Source organism: Microcoleus sp. AT9b-C3, assembly GCF_036705485.1.
In the GTDB taxonomy this organism is placed as follows: domain Bacteria; phylum Cyanobacteriota; class Cyanobacteriia; order Cyanobacteriales; family Microcoleaceae; genus Microcoleus.
In genome coordinates this window covers 218,259-238,110 of record NZ_JAUBUR010000008.1, presented here as the reverse complement: position 1 = coordinate 238,110, position 19,852 = coordinate 218,259, and the positions used below count along the sequence as shown (strand labels likewise).

The window sequence follows — 19,852 nt, the reverse complement described above, 5'->3', positions numbered from 1 at the left end:
TCACTAATCGCCCCAAGGCAATTAGCAATTAGCAATCTTACCCAAATCATCACATTTTGCTGATAATTCTTTGCAGGATTTCCACGCCTGATACCGCTTGCCAACCAAACAGCCCCAAGAGCACAATATTCAGAAAGATGTGAGTGTTTCTCGCCAAATCATTGCCTTTTTGCATCAAAGGAGTCAGCGAGGCTGCGATCGCAATTATTGCCGTCATTCCCAACCCTGCTAGCAAGTGTGGCCCGACAAATAGCTTGCCGTTGTTGATGTAGGTGACGGCCATCCCGCCCACTGCACCCGTTACCATCAAGGCTAGCAGCAAAGAACCCATCTGGTGGTGCTTGATGTTGAATTTGCCCTTAATTAACTCTTTTTTGACTTCGCCTTCGGCGCTTCTGGTACGTCGGATTTGCAGGCCGAGATACAAAGCATACAATGAGATAGCCAGCAGTACCCACATTAAAATTGGGTGGAAGAATTGGCTCCAAACTTTCACTGACTGAGGAATTTCGAGATTCATAGTGTTCTGAGGATTAGCAAACATACTTCATAAAACTTAGCATACCAGTCAGTCCGTCTCGTGCGACGGTAAAAATATACGGTATGAGAGACTATTATGCCTGCCACTAAACAAGACGCTGTATTGATTCAAGCCGCCAAGACTGGCAACATTATTCACGTCCAAGCTTTACTCGCTAAGAATGTTAACGCTAACGCCAAAGACTCTGAGGGGACGACGGCTTTGATGTTTGCTGCCCAAAAGGGCTATACAGAAATCGTGCGTATTCTACTCAACAATGACGCTAATGTCAACCAGGTGAGCAGGCGTTTTGGGCTAACGGCTTTGATGCTGGCGGCGGCTCACAAACAGGCTGACTCTGTGCGGCTGTTGCTGGCTGCGGGTGCTGATGTTAATGCTAAAAATGATGATGGAAGTACGGCTTTGATGGCGGCTTCTCTGAAGGGCGATATCAATGTTGTGCGGATGTTACTTGATGCTAATGCTGATGTAAATGTGCGAGATAAAGATGGAGATTCTGCTCTGAAAATAGCTGCTTTATCGGGACACGAAGCTGTTGTCAAAGCTTTGGCAGATGCGGGTGCTGTTGCTGACAATTCTATGCTGTTTTTAGCTGTCCGTCAAGGAAGCGCTGAAATTGTGCGAATTTTGCTCAATTGTGGGGCGGATGCTAATGTTAAAAATCTAGAGAGCAAAACTGCTTTGATGCTGGCTGCGACGGTGGGAAATTTGGCTGTTGTCGAGGCGCTGTTGGCTGCTGATGCTAATGTCGAAACTCCCGACAAAAACGGAGAAACTGCTTTAACTTTGGCTGCGGATGCCGGCAATACTGATGTAGTGCAAACTTTGCTTGGTGCGGGTGCTAATGCGAATGTGAAAAATGGAGATGGGGGCACGGCTTTGATGGCCGCTGCTGCTGGGGGAAATGCGGCGATCGCCCATATCTTACTCGATGCTGGCGCCGATATCAACGCTAAAGATAAAGATGATGAAACTGCTTTGAATTTTGCCGTGGTTGAAGGCTGCGAAGATGTCGTGGAATTGCTCTTAAACCGAGGTGCTAGTGTCGGTTCTAGAAATCGGTTGGGCGATACGCCTTTACTGGTGGCGGCTGTTCACGGCCACAGTGCGATCGTATCGGCTTTACTGCAAAAAGTAAACTCAAATCGGGCTGATTTTCTGAATGCTAAAAACTTTGGGGAGACGGCTTTGACGCTGGCTGCGTTTCACGGACATACCGAGACGGTGAAGGCTTTGCTTGAGGGCGGTGCTGATCCCAATGTCCCGGCGGATTTGGGGAAAACTGCTTTAATGAAGGCGTGCGATCGGGGTTATATTGCGATCGTCCAATTATTAGTCGAAAAAGGTGCAGATGTCAACTTGCTAGATGATTCCGGCGCAACCGCTGTAATGTGGGCTGCACATCGGGGTTATGCTGAGGCAGTCAAAATTTTAATTGATGCTGGTGCAGAATTAAATCACAAAAATCCGGGAAATTATACAGCTTTAATGCTGGCTGAGTTTAAGGGTTATTCGAGTGTGGTGAAATTGCTTAAAAATGCTGGCGCACAGGAGTAAAACTCACAAAACTTACGCATCAACCCTATTTGTAGGGTGCGCATTGCGCACCTTACTACCTCAAGACTCATAAATTAACAACTAAATTAACCTCAATTTGCTTTGCGTACCCAGCCGTTAATAGTAAAGCGGCTATCAGCAAAAGCTTTCGAGGGACAGCTAACTCGCAAAACTTCGTGCATATAGCGACTCAGAAAAAATACGATGCTGTTATTGCGCGGTTCAACGGTTCTGAATGTCTTGTCCGCCACATAAAAATTGTTCTCAATTTTGCTGTCATAAATCTGCAACTCGCCACCTGAAAAACCCTTGGGTTCTCGATAGAAATAGTAAACGTAAGTAAAAAATCGGCTGGCGGTATCTGGCGAGCCACTGTCGTTGTGAAGTTTATAAAAGTTGTTGTCATTGTGCATGGTTAACTGAGCTTCTATCTCACCCAGGGGAAATGACGGAATATTTAAACTTTTCAGCACGTCGGGGAGAATTGCTTTGATGCGATTAACCATCAGTTCGGAAAATTCGGGGAACGAGTGGAGCACCATCGAACGCCGGTAATCTTCAGCATTAGTGGAGGTGCTGGTACTCACAAATTCTGATTCTTTTGCTAAAACATATTTGATGAGTTTATTCTTTTCTGCAGGTGTCAAAAAGTTGTCTATTTGAGCGTAGCGAGATATTAAATCGTCATTTACAGGCGGCGCAGGGGCGGGAATTTCTGTGACGGGAATTTCTACGGGAGTTGCAAGCTGCTGCGGTTGCATTTCCTGCAAGTAAATTGGGGGTTCGGTGACTAATCCGACTAGGTTTTCGCCGGGAAAAGAAAGGGCGGAACGACCTCCGTCTATAGGGATTTGAAATAAGGTGGAAAAACCGGGTGTTTGTTGAGTGCGATCGACTAATGTTTTGATCAGGCTGTGCAATAATGGTGTATCAGATTTGAGGGTGACGGTGCATTGATGTCCGCCAGTGAGGAGGATTTTGACTTTTATGTCTTGGGGCTTAATTTGCGGTTGAGTGTAAGTCATAATTTTTGAAGGACGCAACTGGGAATTTGGTAGGACATAACAGTGTTGATTTGTGTCATAGCCTTCCAGATCCCCCCTAACCCCCCTTAAAAAGGGGGGACAAGAGTGTAAAAGTTCCCGTTGTTAAGGGGGAGACAAGAGTGTCAAAGTCTCCCGTCTTAAGACGGGACAGGATTCTTCTCAAAGTCCCCCTTCTTAAGGGGGATTTAGGGGGATCTAGACTCGGGGAGAAACGAGATTTATGAAAGCTTTCCGACTTAAGTTGACACCCGCGAACACTATTGTATCCCTACAATATGGTACACAATGGAGAATTGCTAGGCATAATTCCTAACAAAAACTAATGCAAGAAGTGGCGGATATCAGTGAAAACCATTGTGATTCCGAGTTGGTTGGCGGCTTCAATGGAAACTTGATCGCGCATACTTCCGCCGGGTTGGACGATCGCAATTATCCCCGCCTCAGCCGCCGTTTTGACTGAATCGTCGAAGGGGAAGAAACCGTCGCTGGCCAAAATCGCTCCTTTGCTCTTGTCTCCTGCTTGTTCTAATGCTAGTTTAACTGAGCCGACGCGGTTCATTTGTCCGGCGCCGACACCGATTGTAGTGCGATCGCGCGTCACAACGATCGCATTTGATTTGACGTGTTTCGCTACTTTCCAAGCAAACAGCAATTCTTCCAACTCTTGGGCCGTCGGCTGTTTCTCAGTAACAACCCGCCATTTGCTAGTTTCTTCTACTATATTATCTGAGTCTTGCACCAGCAAACCGCCTGCAATAACTTTAACAGTTTGTGGTGGCCCTTGAGTCAAGTCGGGCAAAATTAATACTCGAACTTTCGCCTTTTTCTTGATAATTTGTTCGGCTTCTGGTTCGCACCCCGGCGCGACAATACATTCTAAAAATGTTTGAGTTAAGGCCGTTGCGGTAGCAGCATCAATGGGGCGATTGAGGGCGACAATGCCGCCGAAAGCTGAGACTGAATCGGTGTCGAAGGCTTTTTGATACGCTTCAGAAATAGTTGTTCCCAAGGCTGTGCCGCAAGGATTTGTATGCTTCAGAATAGCGGCGGCGGGTGTGTCGGGGAATTCTACGATTAGCCGCCTTGCTGCTTCTAAATCTACTAAATTATTGTAGCTTAATTCTTTGCCTTGCAGGATGGTGCTAGTCGTCCAGCCTGTCGGTGTAGTTCCGCTTTGATACCAGGAGGCGGCTTGATGGGGATTTTCGCCGTAGCGGAGAGTTTGCAACTCTTTTCCTGATAAATTAAACTCGTCTGGTAGCGCAAATTTTTCAGGGGATTGGCTGCTGCTGAGATAAGTTGCGATCGCGCGATCGTAGTTGGCTGTATGTTTGAAGGTTTCTAGCGCACATTTTTGCCGAAACTCTAAGGATGCTTCGCCGCCATTTTCCCGCAGTTCTTTTAAATAAGTATTGTACTGCTCTGGATCGCACAAAACTGTCAAATGAGCGTGGTTTTTGGCGGAAGCTCTCAACATTGCTGGCCCGCCGATATCTATCTGCTCAATTGCGTCTGCTAGAGTAACTCCTGGCTTAGAAATTGTCTCTTCAAATGGATACAAATTGACTACAACTAGATCGATCGCCCGAATTTGATTAGCGGTTAAATCTGCGAGGTCTTCCGGTACATCGCGGCGTGCTAAAATGCCGCCGTGGATTCGCGGGTGAAGTGTTTTGACTCGCCCTCCCAAAATTTCGGGAGAACCGGTATATTCCGCAACTTTGGTGACTGGGATACCTGCTTCTTTGAGGGCTGTTGCTGTCCCGCCACTACTAATTATGTCAAATTCAAATTCTTCTACTAGACTGCGCGCTAAGTCGATTAGTCCGGTTTTATTGGATGTGCTCAAAAGTGCTAGACGTGCCATTGGTTTGAAGTTGCGATCGCAAAAATAGATAGGTTATATTCTATATCACATCTGCCTGCAGGGAGATGATTTGATAATGGCTAATTATGATTATTTTTAATAAAATAAAGATGAGTTCGCTTATTTTTGAGCATATTTTTTGTCAAACTTATATAAGATTTTATACTTACCAGTGGCTTCTAAATATGTAGAACTTGCGCGTGGAACTGGTTATTTTGTGAGTGCGAGGGGGATTGAAGCCATATCCAGCTTGCACAGTTCGTGTCGCTACGTAAGTGTCAATGTTGTGGAAATTACTTAATAAAACTTAATAGATAATTAGAGGGCGATCGCTCTTGAATTTTAACGATGTTTTAGGATGAATTCTAAAAGTAATGTGCTAGCATCGGGTGTAAATTGCTCCCTCCCTAAATTTCCCGGAAAATAGGGCGCTCGCAATACGTTAATGTCAAAAATAATTGGGTAGGGTAGAAATATGTTTTTTCAAGAAGCCGATCCAGGAAATAAAGTCAGTAATATTAGCAGGAACCACAAAAAAACTGCTCCAAATCTGACCAATAGAACAGGCTACCAACAGATGACAAAAAAAAGAGCCGAGACTTCGACCGAGGCAAATATTTCCGAAGCTTATAGTCTTAGCCTGTGCGAATTGCAGCAGATGGAGCGAGCAATGGAACAGCTAAAGCAGGATTTGAAAGCTAGCGAATCTCGGTTTCGGAATGTGATCGAAAAAAATGCCGACGGCATCGCAATCGTCAACAAGCTAGGACTTATTTGTTTTGCCAACCCGTCAGCAGAAGCGCTGTTTAACTGCACTGCTGAGGAACTTCTAGGTCAAGCATTTTTTGGCAATTTAGTAGTAGAAGTTTCAGCTTGCGACCTTGAGATGGCGACGGATATTATTCCCCAAGTTGGAAAAACAGAAGCACCAGGAACTCGCGTCGTGCAAACAGAAGTTGAAGCTATTCGCAAGCAAAAAGCAAATGCTGTAGTAGAAATGCGGGTGGTGGAAACGGAATGGGATGGACAAATGGCTTATTTAGCTACGCTACGGGACATTACCGATCGCAAACGCGCAGAAGAAATGCTTTGGTTGTACGATCGAGCTATAGCAGCTACTAGCACCGGATTTACGATTTATGACGCCACTGACCCCGAAAATCCAATTATTTATTGCAATCCCGCATTTGAAAGCATGACCGGTTATCGGCTGCAGGAAATTATCGGAAAAAACTGCCGATTTTTGCACGGAAGCGATACCGACCCGGCTGCAGTAGAAATAATTCGCCAAGCCTTGCAAACAGAAAGTGAATGCAAGGTAATATTAAAGAATTACCGCAAAGACGGAACCGCTTTCTGGAATTGTTTCTCAATATCTCCTGTGCGCGATCGACTGGGCAAATTAACTCATTTTATTGGCGTACAGAGAGACATCACTGAGCGCAAACAAGCCGAAGAAGCCTTGCATATTTCCGAAGCACAAAGCAGAGAACAAGCCGCTGAACTAGCAGCCACACTTAACCAACTCAAAGCCACTAATTCCCAATTAGTTCAAAGCGAAAAAATGTCTAGTTTGGGCTTGTTACTGGCTGGCGTAGCTCACGAAATTAACAACCCAGTCAGCTTCATTTACGGCAATCTCACTCATCTCACAAATTATACTCAAGACTTGTTTGACCAACTCGAACTTTACCAAAAGCATTATCCCCATCCTGTCGCGGAAATTCAACAGGCAAGAGAAGAAAATGAACTCGATTTTTTAGCTGAAGATTTACCTAAAATACTCTCTTCAATGAGCGTTGGTGTCGAGCGGATTTGCCAGATTGTGCAGTCGCTGCGGAACTTTTCGCGCCATGACGATTCACAGATGAAACCCCTTAACCTCCACGAAGGTATTGACAGCACGCTGTTAATTCTAAATCACCGTTTGAAAGGGAACGGAGAAAAGCCACCAATTCAAATTGTAAAACAATACGGAGAATTGCCGACTGTTGAGTGTTTTGCGGGGCCGATAAATCAAGTTTTTATGAATATTCTCAGCAATGCGATCGATGCTTTAGAAGATGCGAAAACTAGGCAAAATTGTAAAGAAATGCTAGAAAAACCTAGCCAGATTAGGATTTTTACGGAAGTTGTTGGCAATTTTGTAGACATCAAAATTGCCGACAACGGGCCGGGAATTACTGAGGAAGTCAAGCAGCGCATATTCGATACATTTTTTACTACCAAACCTATTGGCAAAGGCACGGGAATGGGTTTGTCAATTAGCTACCAAATTATTGTAGAAAGACACAAAGGCGAATTACATTGTACTTCGGAATTGGGTAAAGGCACGGAATTTACTATCAGAATCCCAATCGCACATTAGGGTGGAATGTGCAATCTGCACCTTACCCACTTGATATATAGGCCAACAAGCGAGCGGGACGCTCGCACTCCTAAAAAACGAGAAAAATCGTTTTTTCTCGTTACCCGACTCTGGCTGGGAACGCATACTTAGAGGCTTTGCCTCCCCATTGTAGAGAGAATTGTCAGGTGCTTTTCTGCTCACCTTACCCGCATAAATAACTAATTAAAAAACTTCTGCACCCTCCAACTTCTTAAAAGTTTCAACCTTAGCCCTCGCCGCTTCGCCGCAAGTCTTCGGCGTCGGAAACATCTTCCCAGGATTCGCCAACCCTTTCGGATTAAACACCTGACGCACCCACTGCATCGTCTCCAAATCTACCTCGGAAAACATATCCGGCATAAAGCACTTCTTGTCAGCGCCGATGCCGTGTTCGCCCGAAAGACTTCCCCCAACTTTCACACAAAGCTTGAGAATTTCCCCGCCCAATTCTTCCACCTTTTCCAGCGCACCTTTTACCGAGTTATCGTACAGAATCAGCGGGTGCAAATTCCCATCTCCCGCGTGAAATACATTAGCAATCCGATACCCATATTTCTCGCTCAAACCCTCAATTTCTTTCAAAACATAAGCCATTTGCGTTCGCGGAATTACGCCATCTTGCACGTAATAATCCGGGCTGAGATGACCGGCCGCCGCAAAAGCAGCTTTCCGCCCTTTCCAAATTTTTAGGCGCGTTTCCGGGTCGGTTGCCGTGGTGATATTTCGTGCTCCGTTATGCTTGCAAATATCAGCAATCCGCTGTTTGTTTGTGGCAACTTCCACTTCTAAACCGTCGATTTCTACCAGCAGAATCGCCGCCGCATCGCGGGGATAACATCCAGTTGCCACCACATCTTCCACAGCATTGATGCTGATGTTGTCCATAATTTCCATGCCGCCGGGAATAATGCCAGCGCTGATAATATCGGAAACCGATTCGCCCGCTGCTTCTATACTGGAAAAATCCGCTAGGAGAACGCAAATCGATTCCGGCGCTTTGAGAATTCGCAGAGTAACTTCTGTAGCGATTCCTAAAGTGCCTTCGGAACCGACAAATACACCAGTTAAATCGTAACCGGGCATTTCGGGAATTTCGCCACCGACATCGACAATTGAACCGTCGGGCAGTACCAATTTTAATCCTAAAACGTGATTCGTTGTGACTCCGTATTTGAGGCAGTGAACCCCGCCAGAATTTTCGGCAACGTTGCCGCCAATCGAACAAACAATTTGACTGGAAGGATCTGGCGCGTAGTAGAAACCGGCCCCGCTAACTGCTTGCGTTACCCAGTTATTAATTACTCCAGGTTGGACGACTACTTGCTGATTTTCTAAGTCTACTTTCAGGATTTTTCGCATCAAGGCAGTAACAATCAGCACGCAGTTTTCTACGGGTAAAGCGCCCCCGGAAAGGCCGGTTCCTGCGCCTCTAGCAACCCAGGGAATTGAGTTGCGATCGCATATTTTGACCACTTGCGCTACTTCCTCTGTAGTTCGAGGCAATACCGCCACGGCGGGGCGCTGGCGGTAGCTGGCGAGTCCGTCGCACTCGTAGACAATCAATTCTTCCCGGCGCTGCACCACACCATTTTTGCCAACTACAGCCTCGAATTCTTTAATAACGGGTTTCCAGTTGCGTTCTGTTTCTACGGCTATCATTAGTGACTTTAATTAGGGAACTCTCAATAATATTGTTGCAAACTTTACTATTTTTGTGCAATTATTTTTCTAAGGGTTGCAATATTGACAAAGGGAAGGATCGGCAGTCTCTCGACCGTCGGGAAATAGTTTTTCTTTAGTATAACCGCACTTTTTGCATTTATAGATTGCCGATCGCGCTAGCTGAGTCGGAAAATAGCACAGTCCGCAGGGCAATCCGATTTTCATCTCAGCAATATCGAATCCCGGCCAACCGCACTCCGGGCAGAATTGCTTGAATTTTTTAACTAAATCGAGAGTTGCATTTTCGATGTTTTTCATCCGAGTTGGATTGTACATCGCCCGCATATCTGTTTCGATATGAACTCGGCCGGTTGACGATTTTTTTAAGCCTGCTGTCACAGCGTCAAAAAGTTGTTTTTCTGTCCTAATGCCCTTGACAATTTCGCCGTTACCGAGTGCAGCGTCGCCAACTATAACCACCAGCGCGTGTTCGGGAAATCCAGCTTTTTTGGCAAAATCATCGGCTTCATCTATACTAGAAATTAACTGATGACTGTAGTTAGTTTCAACGGAGAAAGAGTCGCCGATTAGTTCTAGATTGTTGGCTCGATCTAATAAAATTACTATTTCTCTGTTAGCTGGGAGATACGGCATCATTGGGTGAGGGCCGAAAGTACCTTCGCTGGCAAAGGCAAGAGTTTCGCCCGCAATTTCTAGAGCTTTTTGTGCTTTCTGCCGAGCCGCTTCTATTTGTGTTCCTAAGCGTTTAACTTCTCTGGTGAAGGTGCCGAAAGTGTCAGTGTCAAGCTCCGCAGGTACTAGGATATTTACGCCCAATTCTCGTTCCAAAACGGGAGCCATCACCTGTTCTTTTTGGTGCATGGTAGCAAGAATTGCGGTGCGATCGCTCAACAATTGATGGGGATTCACAGGCTCAGAAATATTAGACATACAGCAGCATCATTTTAGGAAAAAAAACTCACATCCACCATTTCCACCGCCCCACAACCGATAGAAAGCCTGACTTAACTTCCGAATCAAAATTTTAGACCTCAGTTAAATATCCATAATATTCACCTGTGGACTTAATTGAAAATTCTTCAATCGTCAATCGTCAATCTAAAATCTAAAATCTAAAATCGTATTAGTTGCCTCCAGTCACTCCCCCGGCTTGACCTCTGAGTACAAAAATTACTCCCGTCATAATTAGCGCCACGCCTACCAACCGCAGCGGCGGCAAAGGCTCGTGAAATATCAGTTTGCCCCCTAAAACAGTAAACAGGTAACTAATTGACAGTAAAGGCGAGACTATGCTAAGGTTTGCCCGCGACAAAACTACAATAAAGCCGATCGAAGAAATTGCATATAAAGAAAGACCACTTACTATCAACGGCTGAGTAGCCATTGCTATAATTTTTTCTATTAAATTAGCAGCGCCAATGGGCCCTAATATTTTAGCTCCTGCCTTCAGACTAAATTGACCTGCGACGCCGCACAAAATTGCAGCAAGTAATAACAGAAAAACGCTTCTATTCATAAGTTTACTAACCTATAGTACAATCAAAAATGGCCGTTACTAAAAACCTGAAAAACTTTAATGAAGTTTTGTTAGGTTTTATTCAGCACTAATATTTTAAGCAGAGACACGGGAAAATTAAGTATGGTCGATCGCGATCGACAGTGGAACAAATATATGGCAGAGCAGACCAATCCAAGCGGAGAATACACTCTAGAACTATCGATACTCATGCCTTGCCTGAACGAAGCAGAAACTTTAGAAATCTGCATCGAGAAGGCGCAGAAGTCCCTGCGCGAACTTGATATTGCCGGCGAGGTTATCATAGCAGACAACGGCAGCACTGACGGTTCTCAAGCTATCGCTACCAGAATGGGAGCGAGAGTCGTGCCCGTAGCAGCCAAAGGCTACGGCAGCGCCCTCATGGGAGGCATCATCGCAGCGCGCGGAGTTTATATTATCATGGGCGACGCTGACGACAGCTACAATTTTTCCAACCTCGGCGCTTTTGTCAACAAATTGCGAGAAGGTTTCGACTTAGTAATGGGAAACCGCTTTCAAGGGGGCATCAAACCGGGTGCAATGCCGCCGCTGCACAAATATTTAGGAAATCCGGTGCTGACGTGGGTTGGGCAGTTATTTTTCGCGAGTCCCGTCGGCGATTTTCACTGCGGACTCAGGGGTTTCAGGAGAGACTCAATTTTGAAACTCGACTTGCAAACAACGGGGATGGAATTTGCTAGCGAAATGGTCGTCAAAGCTTCTCTGTACAAGCTGCGAATCGCTGAAGTCCCCACCGTACTTTCTCCCGACGGTCGCAGCCGGCCGCCGCACTTGCGAACTTGGCGAGATGGCTGGCGGCACCTCCGCTTTTTGCTGCTTTACAGTCCTCGGTGGCTGTTTTTGTATCCGGGTGTGGCGCTGATAATTTGGGGTCTAATTGTGGGCATTTGGCTATTACCTGGTACTCAAAAGATTGGTAGTATTAGCTTTGATGTACACACGCTGCTGTATGCTGCGATCGCAATTATCATCGGTTTTCAAGCAGTAACTTTCGCTTTTTTCACCAAAATTTTTGCCATCAGCGAGAAATTCCTGCCCGAAGACCCCAAACTCAACAAAATATTTCGCTATGTCACCCTAGAGACAGGATTGATTGTCGGAGTCACGCTGATTTTAATCGGAATAGTTGGCTCTTTCTTGTCATTAACTATTTGGAGCGAAACGGCTTTCGGTACTCTAGACCCTTCTAAAACTCTGCGTTTGGTTATTCCCTCACTAACTTGCCTGACTGTCGGTTTGCAGATGGTTTTGTCGAGCTTTTTTCTCAGTGTGCTGAGCTTGAAGCGTAGGTGATAACATTAAAGTTGCTGCCAACCTTCCTCAAAACTAAATTGCCATGCAGGGGAATTTCAGGGCGATCGCAATGCAGGGAAAATCAGGGCCGCAGGAGCAAAATTTCAGACTATCTGGTATAATCCCACAAGTAGCTTTAATGCTCAAAAGGGTTAGAATAGTAGAGATAAAGAATATTTGATATTAGCTATGCAGCGAATATTTGAGGCTATATTGAAGGGAAACCATTTAGAATGGGCTAATGAGGTTCCAAGACAAGGCGATCGCCCTGTCAGAGTTTACGTTACTTTACAAGAAGAGCGATCGACTTTAAGTGGGGAGTTTCGCCGTCAGAAAATAGTTGAAATATTGGAAAAACTTGCAGCAAATAATGTCTTTGCTGAGATTAGCGATCCAGTGGAATGGCAGCGAGATTTGCGTCAAGACCGTCCACTTCCCGGTAGGGATGAATAATGAATGCTGCTAGACAGTGATATTATTATCTACGCTTCCCAGCCCGAAAACTCGCAGATTAGGCATTTTCTTGGCGAAAATGACATAGTTGTATCGGCAATAAGTTACGTTGAACTCTTGGGTGATCATCGACTAACTGAAGAGTATAGATTGTACTTTGAGGAATTCTTTGGTGTGGTGGAGGTTCTACCAATTTCTAACGCTATACTCGATCGCGCAGTGCTGTTGCGACAGATGAGGAGAATGACTCTTGGGGATGCTATTATTGCGGCAACAGCTTTGGTACATGACAGAACTTTGGTGACAAGAAATGTCAGGGATTTTCGGTGGATTGCTGAGCTCACACTAATTAACCCATTTGAGGCTTAAGAAAGAGGAGCGATCGCACTTTGGGGAAGATAAGGGCGATCGCACATTTATTCACTGCTTTTTACGTGATGTTCAACATAAGAACGCAGCACAGCATTCATCAGAGATTGATAACCTTTTCCTTGGTTTTTAAACCAATCTAATACATCGCTATCAACTCTTAAAGAAATAGCTTGTTTTGTCAGTGGTGTTACGAGTTTTGCTTTTTCCCAAAAATTCGCATCTAATTCAGGAATATCAGACGTATCGATTGCGGATTCGGGAATATTTTCTAATTCTTCAAGTCGTTTGGGCGAGATAGTCATAGTAGGTATTTTTTTCTTGACGAGTGGCTTTTCTTGCAGAGATGATGCGGATAATTCCATTTCTTTCAGTATGCGCTACGGTGACGATAACGACACCTTGTATGGCACCAATACTGATTTCTCGGATTTCTCCGTAGTCGAAACGCTCATCAATGGCCTTAAAAACGATTCCGTCAAAGATTTCTTGAGCTTCTTCAAAGCTAATGCCATGTTTTTTGAGGTTTTGGGCGTTTTTATTTTCATCCCATTCAAACTACATGATAGTGTATATACAAAACGTATCTACTTATAATATAGCATAACCGGATCGCACTTTGGAAAGAAAAGGGATCTCGCACTTCCTTCGATCCTAAATTGCTATAATAACAATCAGCCAAAAAATCTCAACATAAAGCCTATGTCTACTTATAGCGAGGTACTGAGTCAGGCTCAAAATCTCACTCTTGAAGAGCAACAGCAACTGTTAGAAGTATTGTCAGCTTTGATTCGCGATCGGGTAACAACCCAAACTCAGGGTAAACGATCGGAAATTGATGCAGCACTGATTGAAATGGTACAAGATCCAGAGTATCAAGCTCAAGTGCTACAGATGGAGGCTGAGTTTGCGGTAGCGAGTTGGGAAGCCTTGCAATTGGGAGAATCTCCTGTATGAACCGGGGAGAAGTCTATGATGCTAGACTTGAACCTGTTGAGGGTTCTGAACAAGGAGGAACCCGTCCTGTTATCATCGTTAGTCGAGCTACAATCAATACATATAGCCCTGTAGTTTTGGCTATTCCCTGCACTACTTATCAAACTGGTAAACGAGTTTATCCCACTCAGGTATTAATTAAAGCTCCCGACGGTGGATTAACCAACGATTCTATCGCTATGGCAGATCAAATACGGGTATTATCTAAATCTCGTTTATGGAGTTTACGAGGAATGCTTAGTGATGAAGCAATACTTCTGCTGAATCAAGCTTTATTAATTGCCTTGGATTTGCCTGGTCAAGTTTAATTGTACTGTGGGGAAGATAAGGGCGATCGTACTTTGGGAAGATAAGGGCGATCGCACTTTGGGAAGATAAGGGCGATCGCGCTTTGGGGAAATCAGGGCGATCGCATTTCCCTACTGCTTAACTTTAATCTTCATTAAACACCACCCAAAGAGCATGAATAATGAGGAGAATACACGCACCAAGAAGAGCGAGCGGATTAGAAGCTACGTTCAATGAACCCAAAAATACCATCAGCGCCAGGTTTATCCACAAATGAAGGCCAAAGCCAACCGTTAAAAATACGCCCACCAGGGGAAACCAAATCGCAGCGACTATGCGAAGAAACTTTTTACCATCCTCTGGGTTTTCATCAAGCTTTTTTTTGAATAGTAACGGATAGTAATTTTTCAAATAGCTCAAATTTTCACGATCAACATTTGGATGTTTGGCTAATACAATTTCTTCCTTTATTTCCAAACTATCATTTATAAAATTGCACTCCTGAAGTTCCCTGGTATACTTTTTCAGGTCACTCTGTAGTTCAAAATACATCCTCCTAATAGCTTCTAACAGTGCTTTATATTCTAACCAATTTTTAGCTTTTTTGGGTTCCACTAACCTATACTTAGTAATGATTTGATTGAGTTTTTGGAGACACACCCAAGATTCTAATACTCTCGTATCGTCACAACAAAAATAGGCTAAATACAGTATTTTGAAAATAGAAGCTGTGTATATCACCAAATCTCCACTGTACATTTTACAAGAGACCTTACAATATAATTCAACTGCTATTCTTGGTAGTGAATCTATTATTTTTAAATACTCTTGACAATTATCTATAGCTCCTAAATAATTTTCGTTATTCAAATTTTTCAATGCTTCGTATCGCAAGTCATCGGCTTCGCTTGCCATTTGCTTATAACGCTGTTCTGCTATTTTATAGTCATTTTCAAAATCATGATCCGACATGGTATTTTATCCTTTTTTTTACTCTAATTAACTAATATAAAAATTAATAAGCTATGTATTCAACCTGCTTTCTGACTGTGTGTACTTAAAATTCGAGAGAGCGATCGCCAAAGATTAAACCTCTTTTATAAACTTTAGCGATCGCTACTTGTGTTAATCAATCTTTATCTCTTGACTCTTCAGAAAGCCCAAGGGTAACAACTCCTAAAGCAATTCGCCCTAGTTCGCTAGCCACACCTTTAGCAACATCTTTAACAAGGTTGTTATCTGCACTCGAACTTGAATCGCTGTAATTCTCTATCTGTTTGTTTGCCCATTCTCGTAGCTTGTCAGCATCGTTAGCATCTGGCGTTGAATTTTGACTCATACAAAAAAAAGCTCCTTTTTGTTTTCAAAAATTATTAGTCATCAGTCAGATTTGAGCGAGATTTGGGTGATAAAGTGCGATCGCCTCCTCTTAATCCCTTGCCCATGCTTTCTACTAATACATAACAGATTGAGTTTGATGAGTTTCACAACTTTTTAGCTTCGTGGCTTTTTAGTTGCTGCATAATAATTGGCTTCAATCATAGCCTGCTGCTCTGATGATGCTGTACCAGCATACTCGCTAGCAGCGTATACTTTGCCCGTGTCTTTGTCCCAATAGACATAAGATTTACCACCCGTTGGCGATTCAACTTCACCAATCTTTTCTTTAGCCATGACTAATCTCCTAAGCAATCGTTTTGTGTAAAACTCCAAAAAAATGATACTAAGATGAAGCCAAGCGATTGCTCATTTTTGAGCCTATCACTATCTTATTTAGATTGGAATACCTCCCAAAAGCTCAGGCTATTCAACTTTGACCTTATTTTTCATTTAGCCTTGTGGTTTGCAAGAGAAGCTTAATTGCTTTCTTCGCATCTGCATCACCGTCTTTAGCCAGCTCTTCTAGATCTGTAAAAGTATTGTCCTTGACCGAACCTGGATACTCATATTGAATTTTGGAAAGTCCAAAATCTTTCTTGATTTGGCGCAACTGCGTATAATTGTAGTTGCCACCAAATTTTTCTATGAGTGCTTCTGCTTGTTTTCCCATTGTTCGCTTAATGTCATTGAATGGATAAATTCTGTATCCTTGGACACTTGTTTGTGTTCAGCAACCGTAATGATGTACCATTGCTTTTATGATCAACTCCATTTCTGACCGTTCCATGAATAGTCTGGGTAGTTGCGGGACATAAACGCTTTAGCAGCATCCAATAGCATCTGATAGGTCATACTATCTTTTTCTTCCCAGTAATTATCATGTAAATAATCATGGAACTCGCGATCTTGATCCTTATCCATCCCCCTCGTTACTTGTCTAAACAGACCTGTCCTGAAATCATGATCTGATTTGTATGCCATTTGAATGCTCATTTATACTTATGATATTCAGCACTTACCTATAATGGTATTTCAGTGCAATCGTAGCTTTGAGTAAGTCGGAACTGTCGGGACTTACCCCAGGCAGCCCGCAAATGCCAGAAATATCGACAATATCGGATGTAGCACGATCGCTCTCAGTGCAACCAACATCTACTCCAAAAATCATACAACGACCCCATTGCGGCCTCGCCCACCCACTCGCGTTAGAAAACGTTATGTAATGTTATCTAAAAAGTTATAAAAAATAAGTTATAATCACTAAAAATTACCTCAAAAGCGACCTATGGAGCTTAAGGAAGTCTTAAGATTTGCCGATGAAAAAGTTTTTTCTAAAACAGGGAAACACTTAGACGACCTGCAAGAGGCAATTTTAAAAGAAACCCTCCAAGGTCGAAAATATGCCGCAAAAATAGCAAAAGACCGGGATTGTAGTGAAGGTTATGTTAGGGTTGCTGCTGCTGAACTCTGGAAACTACTTTCCGAGGTATTAGGCGAAGATGTCAGTAAAGTAAATGTTAGAGCCATACTAGAAAGAGCTAAATTTTATAATAATTCAGCTATTGGTGAAAATTATGGAACAGTTAATCATAATGTCAACTTTTGTCAGGAAAAATCGAGAAGTCCCACACCTCCGCAAAACCCGCAACAAACTCCTAAACAACTCCACATCGACTTAGGCGACGCACCCGAAATCTTCAGGTTTTTCGATCGCACTTCTGAACTCTCCACCCTCGAAAACTGGATAACACAGGAACGCACACGCCTAATCGCCCTCCTAGGAATCAGCGGCATCGGCAAAACAACCCTCTCCCTAAGCCTGATCGATCGCATCAAAACCCAATTCGATTACGTCATCTATCGCAGCCTCCGCTTTTCCCCAACCCTCGATGCAACCCTCACCAACCTGCTGCAAATCTTTTCCCAACAATCAGAAACTGCCCAAAGCATCGAAACCCAAATTTCCCAAATCCTCGATTCCCTGCGAAAAAACCGATGTCTGATTGTCCTCGATGACGTGCAGATGCTTTTGGGCAGCGGACAACTAGCGGGACAATATAAAACTGGATATGAAGATTATCAGTTATTTTTTAAACTAATTGCCGAAGTTTGTCATCAAAGTAGTTTGATATTGAATAGTTGGGAAAAACCCAGAGAAATTGCCAGATTATCAAAATATAATCATCCCGTGCGATGTTTTGTATTGGGAAGTTTAGGAGTCGCAGCTCAAGAAATTTTGAACTCACAAAAGTTATCCGATGAGGAAACATGGGAAACATTGATTGATATTTATCAAGGAAATCCCCTGTGGTTGGAGTTGACTGCAACGCTGATTCAAGAGTTGTTTGGGGGAAGAGTTTCTGAGTTTTTGCAGTGCGAGATGCCGATTTTAGATGAAGGGTTGCAATCTCAGTTATCTCAACCTTTTGGGCGTTTGACTCCGGCAGAGTTGGCAGTGATGACTCACCTGGCTAATCAACCTGAACCCGTTGCTGTGTCGCAAATCTTCAACAAAATACCATTTTCGCCGTCAGAAATAGTCAATGCAGTGCGATCTCTGGGAAATCGGTTTTTATTGGAAGCTGTAGAACGGGAAAAGATAACTTTATTTATTTTGAATCCTGTGATTAAACAGTATGTGCAAAGTCGGTATCTTTCTAACCGATCGAATTAAAAAGGGCGGGAACCTTGCTCTATTATGCGAACATTAATCTACCTTTAGGTTGAGGGATCGATCGCCCTAATTGCCGAGCAGTCTCAACCCACTCCTGCATAATAATCTCTAGATTTTGTAATGCTTCTTGATAAGTTTCCCCATCCGCAGCACATCCTGGCAATTCTGGTACTTCGGCAATAAATACCTGGTCTTCATCACTCCAGTTAAGGATTAGTTCGTACTTCATTATCCTACGTTAATTAAGTGTTAATTGCTTGATCGGCTGCTTTAATTAAAACCTCATCCATCCAATTGTTAATACTTTTGCCAGCCTTCTTTGCCGCAATAAAGATTTTGCGGTGATGTTCGGGAGTAGTGCGGAAGGGAAGTTTACCTGAAAATGGTTTATCAGGTTCCTGTCCCAATTCTTTGCAAAACTCTAGATAATCATCGATCGAGTTTTGGAATTCTTGGCGAGCTTCTTCAATAGTTTGTGCTTTAAAAGTCACTACGTCATTAATATCTAGAACTCGCCCGAAAAGAATTTCCGCTTCTAAATCTACTTCAATGCTAGCACTGTAACCCTTGTAAGTCATCATGGCTGTAATACTCTTCCTCTTTCAATAAGTTCAATTTGTGAATGATGAATTTTATGCTAATACTCTTGTTAATTTGGGCGCTCCGCAAGGATTTTCCCGTTAACAGCTAAGTCATTATGGCTCAACCCCCGCCTTTATCAAAAATTCCCTGACAGATTTAACTGCTCCTTTATCTGTCTCTTTTTGAGGATGTGGTTCGTGAAATACAGCTCTAACCTCATTTAATAAAATGCGAACCCGCGAACCAGAACCTTGAGTAACAGTAGCACCGAGTGCTGTAAATAAATTTTCAATATCTTGCCAATTAATATTAGCTGGTATAGGATCTGTAAAAATTGATTCTAAAATCTTACGATGTTTATTATTTAGTTCCATAAAAATTTTGTTTATTATAATTAAATTTATGATATCATAATATGATATCAATGTCAAGAAGCTGAGCTAATCTCGCGCCAAGACTACTTGAGACTGGAACAAACACCACTTTCTTCGAGAATACTCGCCAAAGTTCGATCGGCCGAAAGCTCTGGGGCGATCGCACTTAGGGGAAGATAGGGGCGATCGTAACTTGGGGAAAATAAGGGCGATCGCACTTTGGGAAGAAATAGGCGATCGCCCGTTATTCTATTTCAACTACACAAACATCAATCTACCTTTAGGTTGAGGGATAGAGCGCCCTAATTCCTGAGCCGTCTCAATCCACTCCTGCATAATCAATTCTACATTTTGCAGAGCTTCTTGATAAGTTTCACCATCGGCGGCGCAGCCAGGTAATTCAGGCACTTCGGCAATAAAAGCTTGGTCTTCCTGACTCCAGTAAATAATTACTTCATACTTCATTATCATCTTGATTGACCAGTTTATAATTCAAAACTACTGCCCGAACTTGCTTGACTTGAAAGACCTTAGCTTTTGACCTATCTCCTTTTTGTGGTTGGAGGTTGAGAATTTCTTCGACACCTTCCTTACTAAAAATATGGTGACTTCCCTTAATCCTTACGTCAAAACCTAAAATCTGGAGAATTTGACATAAATCGCTAAAGGAAAAGTTAGCATCAGATGCCCCAAGCATCAGCTTAGCTAGTAGTTTGTCTATTTGAGCCATAATAATTTCTCTTAATGGTTAGTATATTAACTTGATGTTTTGTATATTAATTATCTTATACATACAGTATAA

28 protein-coding genes are annotated in these 19,852 nt (G+C 43.3%); 8 read left to right on the top strand and 20 right to left on the bottom strand.

The window, feature by feature from the left end; all coding sequences use genetic code 11:
• Nucleotides 1-49: 49 nt before the first annotated feature.
• Nucleotides 50-520: a DUF4079 domain-containing protein gene (locus QUB77_RS10570; protein WP_333172096.1), complete on the bottom strand. Its 471-nt coding sequence runs from the start codon at nt 518-520 to the stop codon at nt 50-52.
• Nucleotides 521-616: 96 nt separating this feature from the next.
• Between QUB77_RS10570 and QUB77_RS10565 the strand changes: the two genes are divergently transcribed.
• A complete protein-coding gene (locus QUB77_RS10565) occupies nt 617-2,098 on the top strand; it encodes an ankyrin repeat domain-containing protein (protein WP_333172094.1) in 1,482 nt (493 codons plus the stop codon).
• 92 nt (nt 2,099-2,190) lie between these two features.
• On the opposite strand, the gene QUB77_RS10560 is transcribed toward QUB77_RS10565, so the two are convergent.
• Both QUB77_RS10560 and purH read right to left on the bottom strand, forming a co-directional pair.
• Complete coding sequence (locus QUB77_RS10560; protein WP_333172092.1) at nt 2,191-3,123, bottom strand: 2OG-Fe(II) oxygenase; 933 nt, start codon at nt 3,121-3,123, stop codon at nt 2,191-2,193.
• 340 nt (nt 3,124-3,463) lie between these two features.
• Nucleotides 3,464-5,011 carry a bifunctional phosphoribosylaminoimidazolecarboxamide formyltransferase/IMP cyclohydrolase gene (purH, locus tag QUB77_RS10555; protein ID WP_333172090.1) on the bottom strand — a complete coding sequence of 516 codons (1,548 nt, stop codon included), beginning with the start codon at nt 5,009-5,011 and terminating at the stop codon, nt 3,464-3,466.
• Nucleotides 5,012-5,486: 475 nt separating this feature from the next.
• Here purH and QUB77_RS10550 point away from each other — a divergent pair, with 475 nt between their 5' ends.
• A complete protein-coding gene (locus QUB77_RS10550) occupies nt 5,487-7,379 on the top strand; it encodes a PAS domain S-box protein (protein WP_333172088.1) in 1,893 nt (630 codons plus the stop codon).
• 204 nt (nt 7,380-7,583) lie between these two features.
• Here the strand turns inward: QUB77_RS10550 and glcD are convergent, their stop codons facing one another.
• From glcD to QUB77_RS10535, 3 genes are all read right to left on the bottom strand, one after another.
• A complete protein-coding gene (glcD, locus tag QUB77_RS10545; RefSeq protein WP_333172086.1) occupies nt 7,584-9,059 on the bottom strand; it encodes a glycolate oxidase subunit GlcD in 1,476 nt (491 codons plus the stop codon).
• Between the two features lie 69 nt (nt 9,060-9,128).
• Complete coding sequence (locus tag QUB77_RS10540; protein ID WP_333172084.1) at nt 9,129-10,013, bottom strand: DUF6671 family protein; 885 nt, start codon at nt 10,011-10,013, stop codon at nt 9,129-9,131.
• A gap of 193 nt (nt 10,014-10,206) precedes the next feature.
• Nucleotides 10,207-10,599: a transporter gene (locus tag QUB77_RS10535; protein ID WP_333085435.1), complete on the bottom strand. Its 393-nt coding sequence runs from the start codon at nt 10,597-10,599 to the stop codon at nt 10,207-10,209.
• A 123-nt stretch (nt 10,600-10,722) separates the two neighbouring features.
• Between QUB77_RS10535 and QUB77_RS10530 the strand changes: the two genes are divergently transcribed.
• From QUB77_RS10530 to QUB77_RS10520, 3 genes are all read left to right on the top strand, one after another.
• The gene (locus tag QUB77_RS10530; RefSeq protein WP_333172082.1) at nt 10,723-11,934 is read left to right on the top strand and encodes a glycosyltransferase family 2 protein; all 1,212 of its coding nucleotides are present in this window, start codon (nt 10,723-10,725) and stop codon (nt 11,932-11,934) included.
• Nucleotides 11,935-12,123: 189 nt separating this feature from the next.
• Entirely contained in the window at nt 12,124-12,387 is a 264-nt protein-coding gene (locus QUB77_RS10525; RefSeq protein WP_333172079.1) for a hypothetical protein, read from the top strand.
• 3 nt (nt 12,388-12,390) lie between these two features.
• On the top strand, nt 12,391-12,756 hold the full coding sequence (locus tag QUB77_RS10520) for a type II toxin-antitoxin system VapC family toxin (RefSeq protein ID WP_333172076.1): 366 nt from the start codon (nt 12,391-12,393) through the stop codon (nt 12,754-12,756).
• 47 nt (nt 12,757-12,803) lie between these two features.
• Here the strand turns inward: QUB77_RS10520 and QUB77_RS10515 are convergent, their stop codons facing one another.
• Entirely contained in the window at nt 12,804-13,121 is a 318-nt protein-coding gene (locus QUB77_RS10515) for a BrnA antitoxin family protein (protein ID WP_333172074.1), read from the bottom strand.
• Complete coding sequence (locus QUB77_RS10510) at nt 13,036-13,266, bottom strand: BrnT family toxin (RefSeq protein WP_333172126.1); 231 nt, start codon at nt 13,264-13,266, stop codon at nt 13,036-13,038. Before QUB77_RS10510 ends, QUB77_RS10515 begins: the two co-directional genes overlap by 86 nt.
• A gap of 192 nt (nt 13,267-13,458) precedes the next feature.
• On the opposite strand from QUB77_RS10510, the gene QUB77_RS10505 reads away from it, so the two are divergent.
• Nucleotides 13,459-13,713 carry a hypothetical protein gene (locus QUB77_RS10505; protein WP_333172072.1) on the top strand — a complete coding sequence of 85 codons (255 nt, stop codon included), beginning with the start codon at nt 13,459-13,461 and terminating at the stop codon, nt 13,711-13,713.
• Nucleotides 13,710-14,060, top strand: a complete 351-nt coding sequence (locus QUB77_RS10500; protein WP_333172070.1) for a type II toxin-antitoxin system PemK/MazF family toxin — start codon at nt 13,710-13,712, stop codon at nt 14,058-14,060. The genes QUB77_RS10505 and QUB77_RS10500 overlap by 4 nt, the downstream gene beginning before the upstream one ends.
• 124 nt (nt 14,061-14,184) lie before the next feature.
• On the opposite strand, the gene QUB77_RS10495 is transcribed toward QUB77_RS10500, so the two are convergent.
• The 6 genes from QUB77_RS10495 to QUB77_RS10470 form a co-directional block, all read right to left on the bottom strand.
• Nucleotides 14,185-15,012: a YqaE/Pmp3 family membrane protein gene (locus QUB77_RS10495; RefSeq protein ID WP_333172068.1), complete on the bottom strand. Its 828-nt coding sequence runs from the start codon at nt 15,010-15,012 to the stop codon at nt 14,185-14,187.
• Between the two features lie 157 nt (nt 15,013-15,169).
• Entirely contained in the window at nt 15,170-15,379 is a 210-nt protein-coding gene (locus tag QUB77_RS10490; protein ID WP_333172067.1) for a hypothetical protein, read from the bottom strand.
• 155 nt (nt 15,380-15,534) lie between these two features.
• A complete protein-coding gene (locus tag QUB77_RS10485; RefSeq protein WP_333172065.1) occupies nt 15,535-15,714 on the bottom strand; it encodes a hypothetical protein in 180 nt (59 codons plus the stop codon).
• A gap of 145 nt (nt 15,715-15,859) precedes the next feature.
• Nucleotides 15,860-16,090 carry a hypothetical protein gene (locus QUB77_RS10480; protein WP_333172063.1) on the bottom strand — a complete coding sequence of 77 codons (231 nt, stop codon included), beginning with the start codon at nt 16,088-16,090 and terminating at the stop codon, nt 15,860-15,862.
• A 92-nt stretch (nt 16,091-16,182) separates the two neighbouring features.
• Complete coding sequence (locus tag QUB77_RS10475; RefSeq protein WP_333172062.1) at nt 16,183-16,401, bottom strand: hypothetical protein; 219 nt, start codon at nt 16,399-16,401, stop codon at nt 16,183-16,185.
• Between the two features lie 34 nt (nt 16,402-16,435).
• Entirely contained in the window at nt 16,436-16,588 is a 153-nt protein-coding gene (locus tag QUB77_RS10470; RefSeq protein WP_333172060.1) for a hypothetical protein, read from the bottom strand.
• 117 nt (nt 16,589-16,705) lie between these two features.
• On the opposite strand from QUB77_RS10470, the gene QUB77_RS10465 reads away from it, so the two are divergent.
• On the top strand, nt 16,706-18,094 hold the full coding sequence (locus QUB77_RS10465) for an ATP-binding protein (RefSeq protein ID WP_333172058.1): 1,389 nt from the start codon (nt 16,706-16,708) through the stop codon (nt 18,092-18,094).
• A gap of 22 nt (nt 18,095-18,116) precedes the next feature.
• Here QUB77_RS10465 and QUB77_RS10460 read toward each other — a convergent pair whose 3' ends face one another.
• From QUB77_RS10460 to QUB77_RS10435, 6 genes are all read right to left on the bottom strand, one after another.
• Nucleotides 18,117-18,323: a type II toxin-antitoxin system HicB family antitoxin gene (locus QUB77_RS10460; protein WP_333172056.1), complete on the bottom strand. Its 207-nt coding sequence runs from the start codon at nt 18,321-18,323 to the stop codon at nt 18,117-18,119.
• Between the two features lie 13 nt (nt 18,324-18,336).
• Entirely contained in the window at nt 18,337-18,675 is a 339-nt protein-coding gene (locus QUB77_RS10455) for a type II toxin-antitoxin system HicB family antitoxin (RefSeq protein ID WP_333172054.1), read from the bottom strand.
• 114 nt (nt 18,676-18,789) lie between these two features.
• A complete protein-coding gene (locus tag QUB77_RS10450) occupies nt 18,790-19,050 on the bottom strand; it encodes a type II toxin-antitoxin system HicA family toxin (protein ID WP_333172052.1) in 261 nt (86 codons plus the stop codon).
• A gap of 83 nt (nt 19,051-19,133) precedes the next feature.
• The gene (locus tag QUB77_RS10445; RefSeq protein ID WP_333172050.1) at nt 19,134-19,268 is read right to left on the bottom strand and encodes a hypothetical protein; all 135 of its coding nucleotides are present in this window, start codon (nt 19,266-19,268) and stop codon (nt 19,134-19,136) included.
• Between the two features lie 40 nt (nt 19,269-19,308).
• A complete protein-coding gene (locus QUB77_RS10440) occupies nt 19,309-19,515 on the bottom strand; it encodes a type II toxin-antitoxin system HicB family antitoxin (RefSeq protein WP_333172048.1) in 207 nt (68 codons plus the stop codon).
• Nucleotides 19,505-19,780 (bottom strand): type II toxin-antitoxin system HicA family toxin, encoded by a 276-nt coding sequence (locus QUB77_RS10435; protein WP_333172047.1) that lies wholly within the window; start codon nt 19,778-19,780, stop codon nt 19,505-19,507. The genes QUB77_RS10440 and QUB77_RS10435 overlap by 11 nt, the downstream gene beginning before the upstream one ends.
• Between the last annotated feature and the right edge of the window lie 72 nt (nt 19,781-19,852).

Coding starts and splice junctions, on each gene's coding strand:
- glcD (WP_333172086.1), bottom strand. CDS start 9,059: ATGATAGCCGTAGAAACAGAACGCAACTGGAAACCCGTTATTAAAGAA.
- QUB77_RS10540 (WP_333172084.1), bottom strand. CDS start 10,013: ATGTCTAATATTTCTGAGCCTGTGAATCCCCATCAATTGTTGAGCGAT.
- QUB77_RS10455 (WP_333172054.1), bottom strand. CDS start 18,675: ATGATGACTTACAAGGGTTACAGTGCTAGCATTGAAGTAGATTTAGAA.
- QUB77_RS10475 (WP_333172062.1), bottom strand. CDS start 16,401: ATGGCATACAAATCAGATCATGATTTCAGGACAGGTCTGTTTAGACAA.
- QUB77_RS10550 (WP_333172088.1), top strand. CDS start 5,487: ATGTTTTTTCAAGAAGCCGATCCAGGAAATAAAGTCAGTAATATTAGC.
- QUB77_RS10460 (WP_333172056.1), bottom strand. CDS start 18,323: ATGAAGTACGAACTAATCCTTAACTGGAGTGATGAAGACCAGGTATTT.
- QUB77_RS10465 (WP_333172058.1), top strand. CDS start 16,706: ATGGAGCTTAAGGAAGTCTTAAGATTTGCCGATGAAAAAGTTTTTTCT.
- QUB77_RS10520 (WP_333172076.1), top strand. CDS start 12,391: ATGCTGCTAGACAGTGATATTATTATCTACGCTTCCCAGCCCGAAAAC.
- QUB77_RS10530 (WP_333172082.1), top strand. CDS start 10,723: ATGGTCGATCGCGATCGACAGTGGAACAAATATATGGCAGAGCAGACC.
- QUB77_RS10440 (WP_333172048.1), bottom strand. CDS start 19,515: ATGAAGTATGAAGTAATTATTTACTGGAGTCAGGAAGACCAAGCTTTT.
- QUB77_RS10535 (WP_333085435.1), bottom strand. CDS start 10,599: ATGAATAGAAGCGTTTTTCTGTTATTACTTGCTGCAATTTTGTGCGGC.
- QUB77_RS10450 (WP_333172052.1), bottom strand. CDS start 19,050: ATGGAACTAAATAATAAACATCGTAAGATTTTAGAATCAATTTTTACA.
- QUB77_RS10485 (WP_333172065.1), bottom strand. CDS start 15,714: ATGGCTAAAGAAAAGATTGGTGAAGTTGAATCGCCAACGGGTGGTAAA.
- QUB77_RS10515 (WP_333172074.1), bottom strand. CDS start 13,121: ATGGAATTATCCGCATCATCTCTGCAAGAAAAGCCACTCGTCAAGAAA.
- purH (WP_333172090.1), bottom strand. CDS start 5,011: ATGGCACGTCTAGCACTTTTGAGCACATCCAATAAAACCGGACTAATC.
- QUB77_RS10500 (WP_333172070.1), top strand. CDS start 13,710: ATGAACCGGGGAGAAGTCTATGATGCTAGACTTGAACCTGTTGAGGGT.
- QUB77_RS10435 (WP_333172047.1), bottom strand. CDS start 19,780: ATGGCTCAAATAGACAAACTACTAGCTAAGCTGATGCTTGGGGCATCT.
- QUB77_RS10495 (WP_333172068.1), bottom strand. CDS start 15,012: ATGTCGGATCATGATTTTGAAAATGACTATAAAATAGCAGAACAGCGT.
- QUB77_RS10560 (WP_333172092.1), bottom strand. CDS start 3,123: ATGACTTACACTCAACCGCAAATTAAGCCCCAAGACATAAAAGTCAAA.
- QUB77_RS10505 (WP_333172072.1), top strand. CDS start 13,459: ATGTCTACTTATAGCGAGGTACTGAGTCAGGCTCAAAATCTCACTCTT.
- QUB77_RS10565 (WP_333172094.1), top strand. CDS start 617: ATGCCTGCCACTAAACAAGACGCTGTATTGATTCAAGCCGCCAAGACT.
- QUB77_RS10480 (WP_333172063.1), bottom strand. CDS start 16,090: ATGGGAAAACAAGCAGAAGCACTCATAGAAAAATTTGGTGGCAACTAC.
- QUB77_RS10490 (WP_333172067.1), bottom strand. CDS start 15,379: ATGAGTCAAAATTCAACGCCAGATGCTAACGATGCTGACAAGCTACGA.
- QUB77_RS10570 (WP_333172096.1), bottom strand. CDS start 520: ATGAATCTCGAAATTCCTCAGTCAGTGAAAGTTTGGAGCCAATTCTTC.
- QUB77_RS10470 (WP_333172060.1), bottom strand. CDS start 16,588: ATGATTTTTGGAGTAGATGTTGGTTGCACTGAGAGCGATCGTGCTACA.
- QUB77_RS10525 (WP_333172079.1), top strand. CDS start 12,124: ATGCAGCGAATATTTGAGGCTATATTGAAGGGAAACCATTTAGAATGG.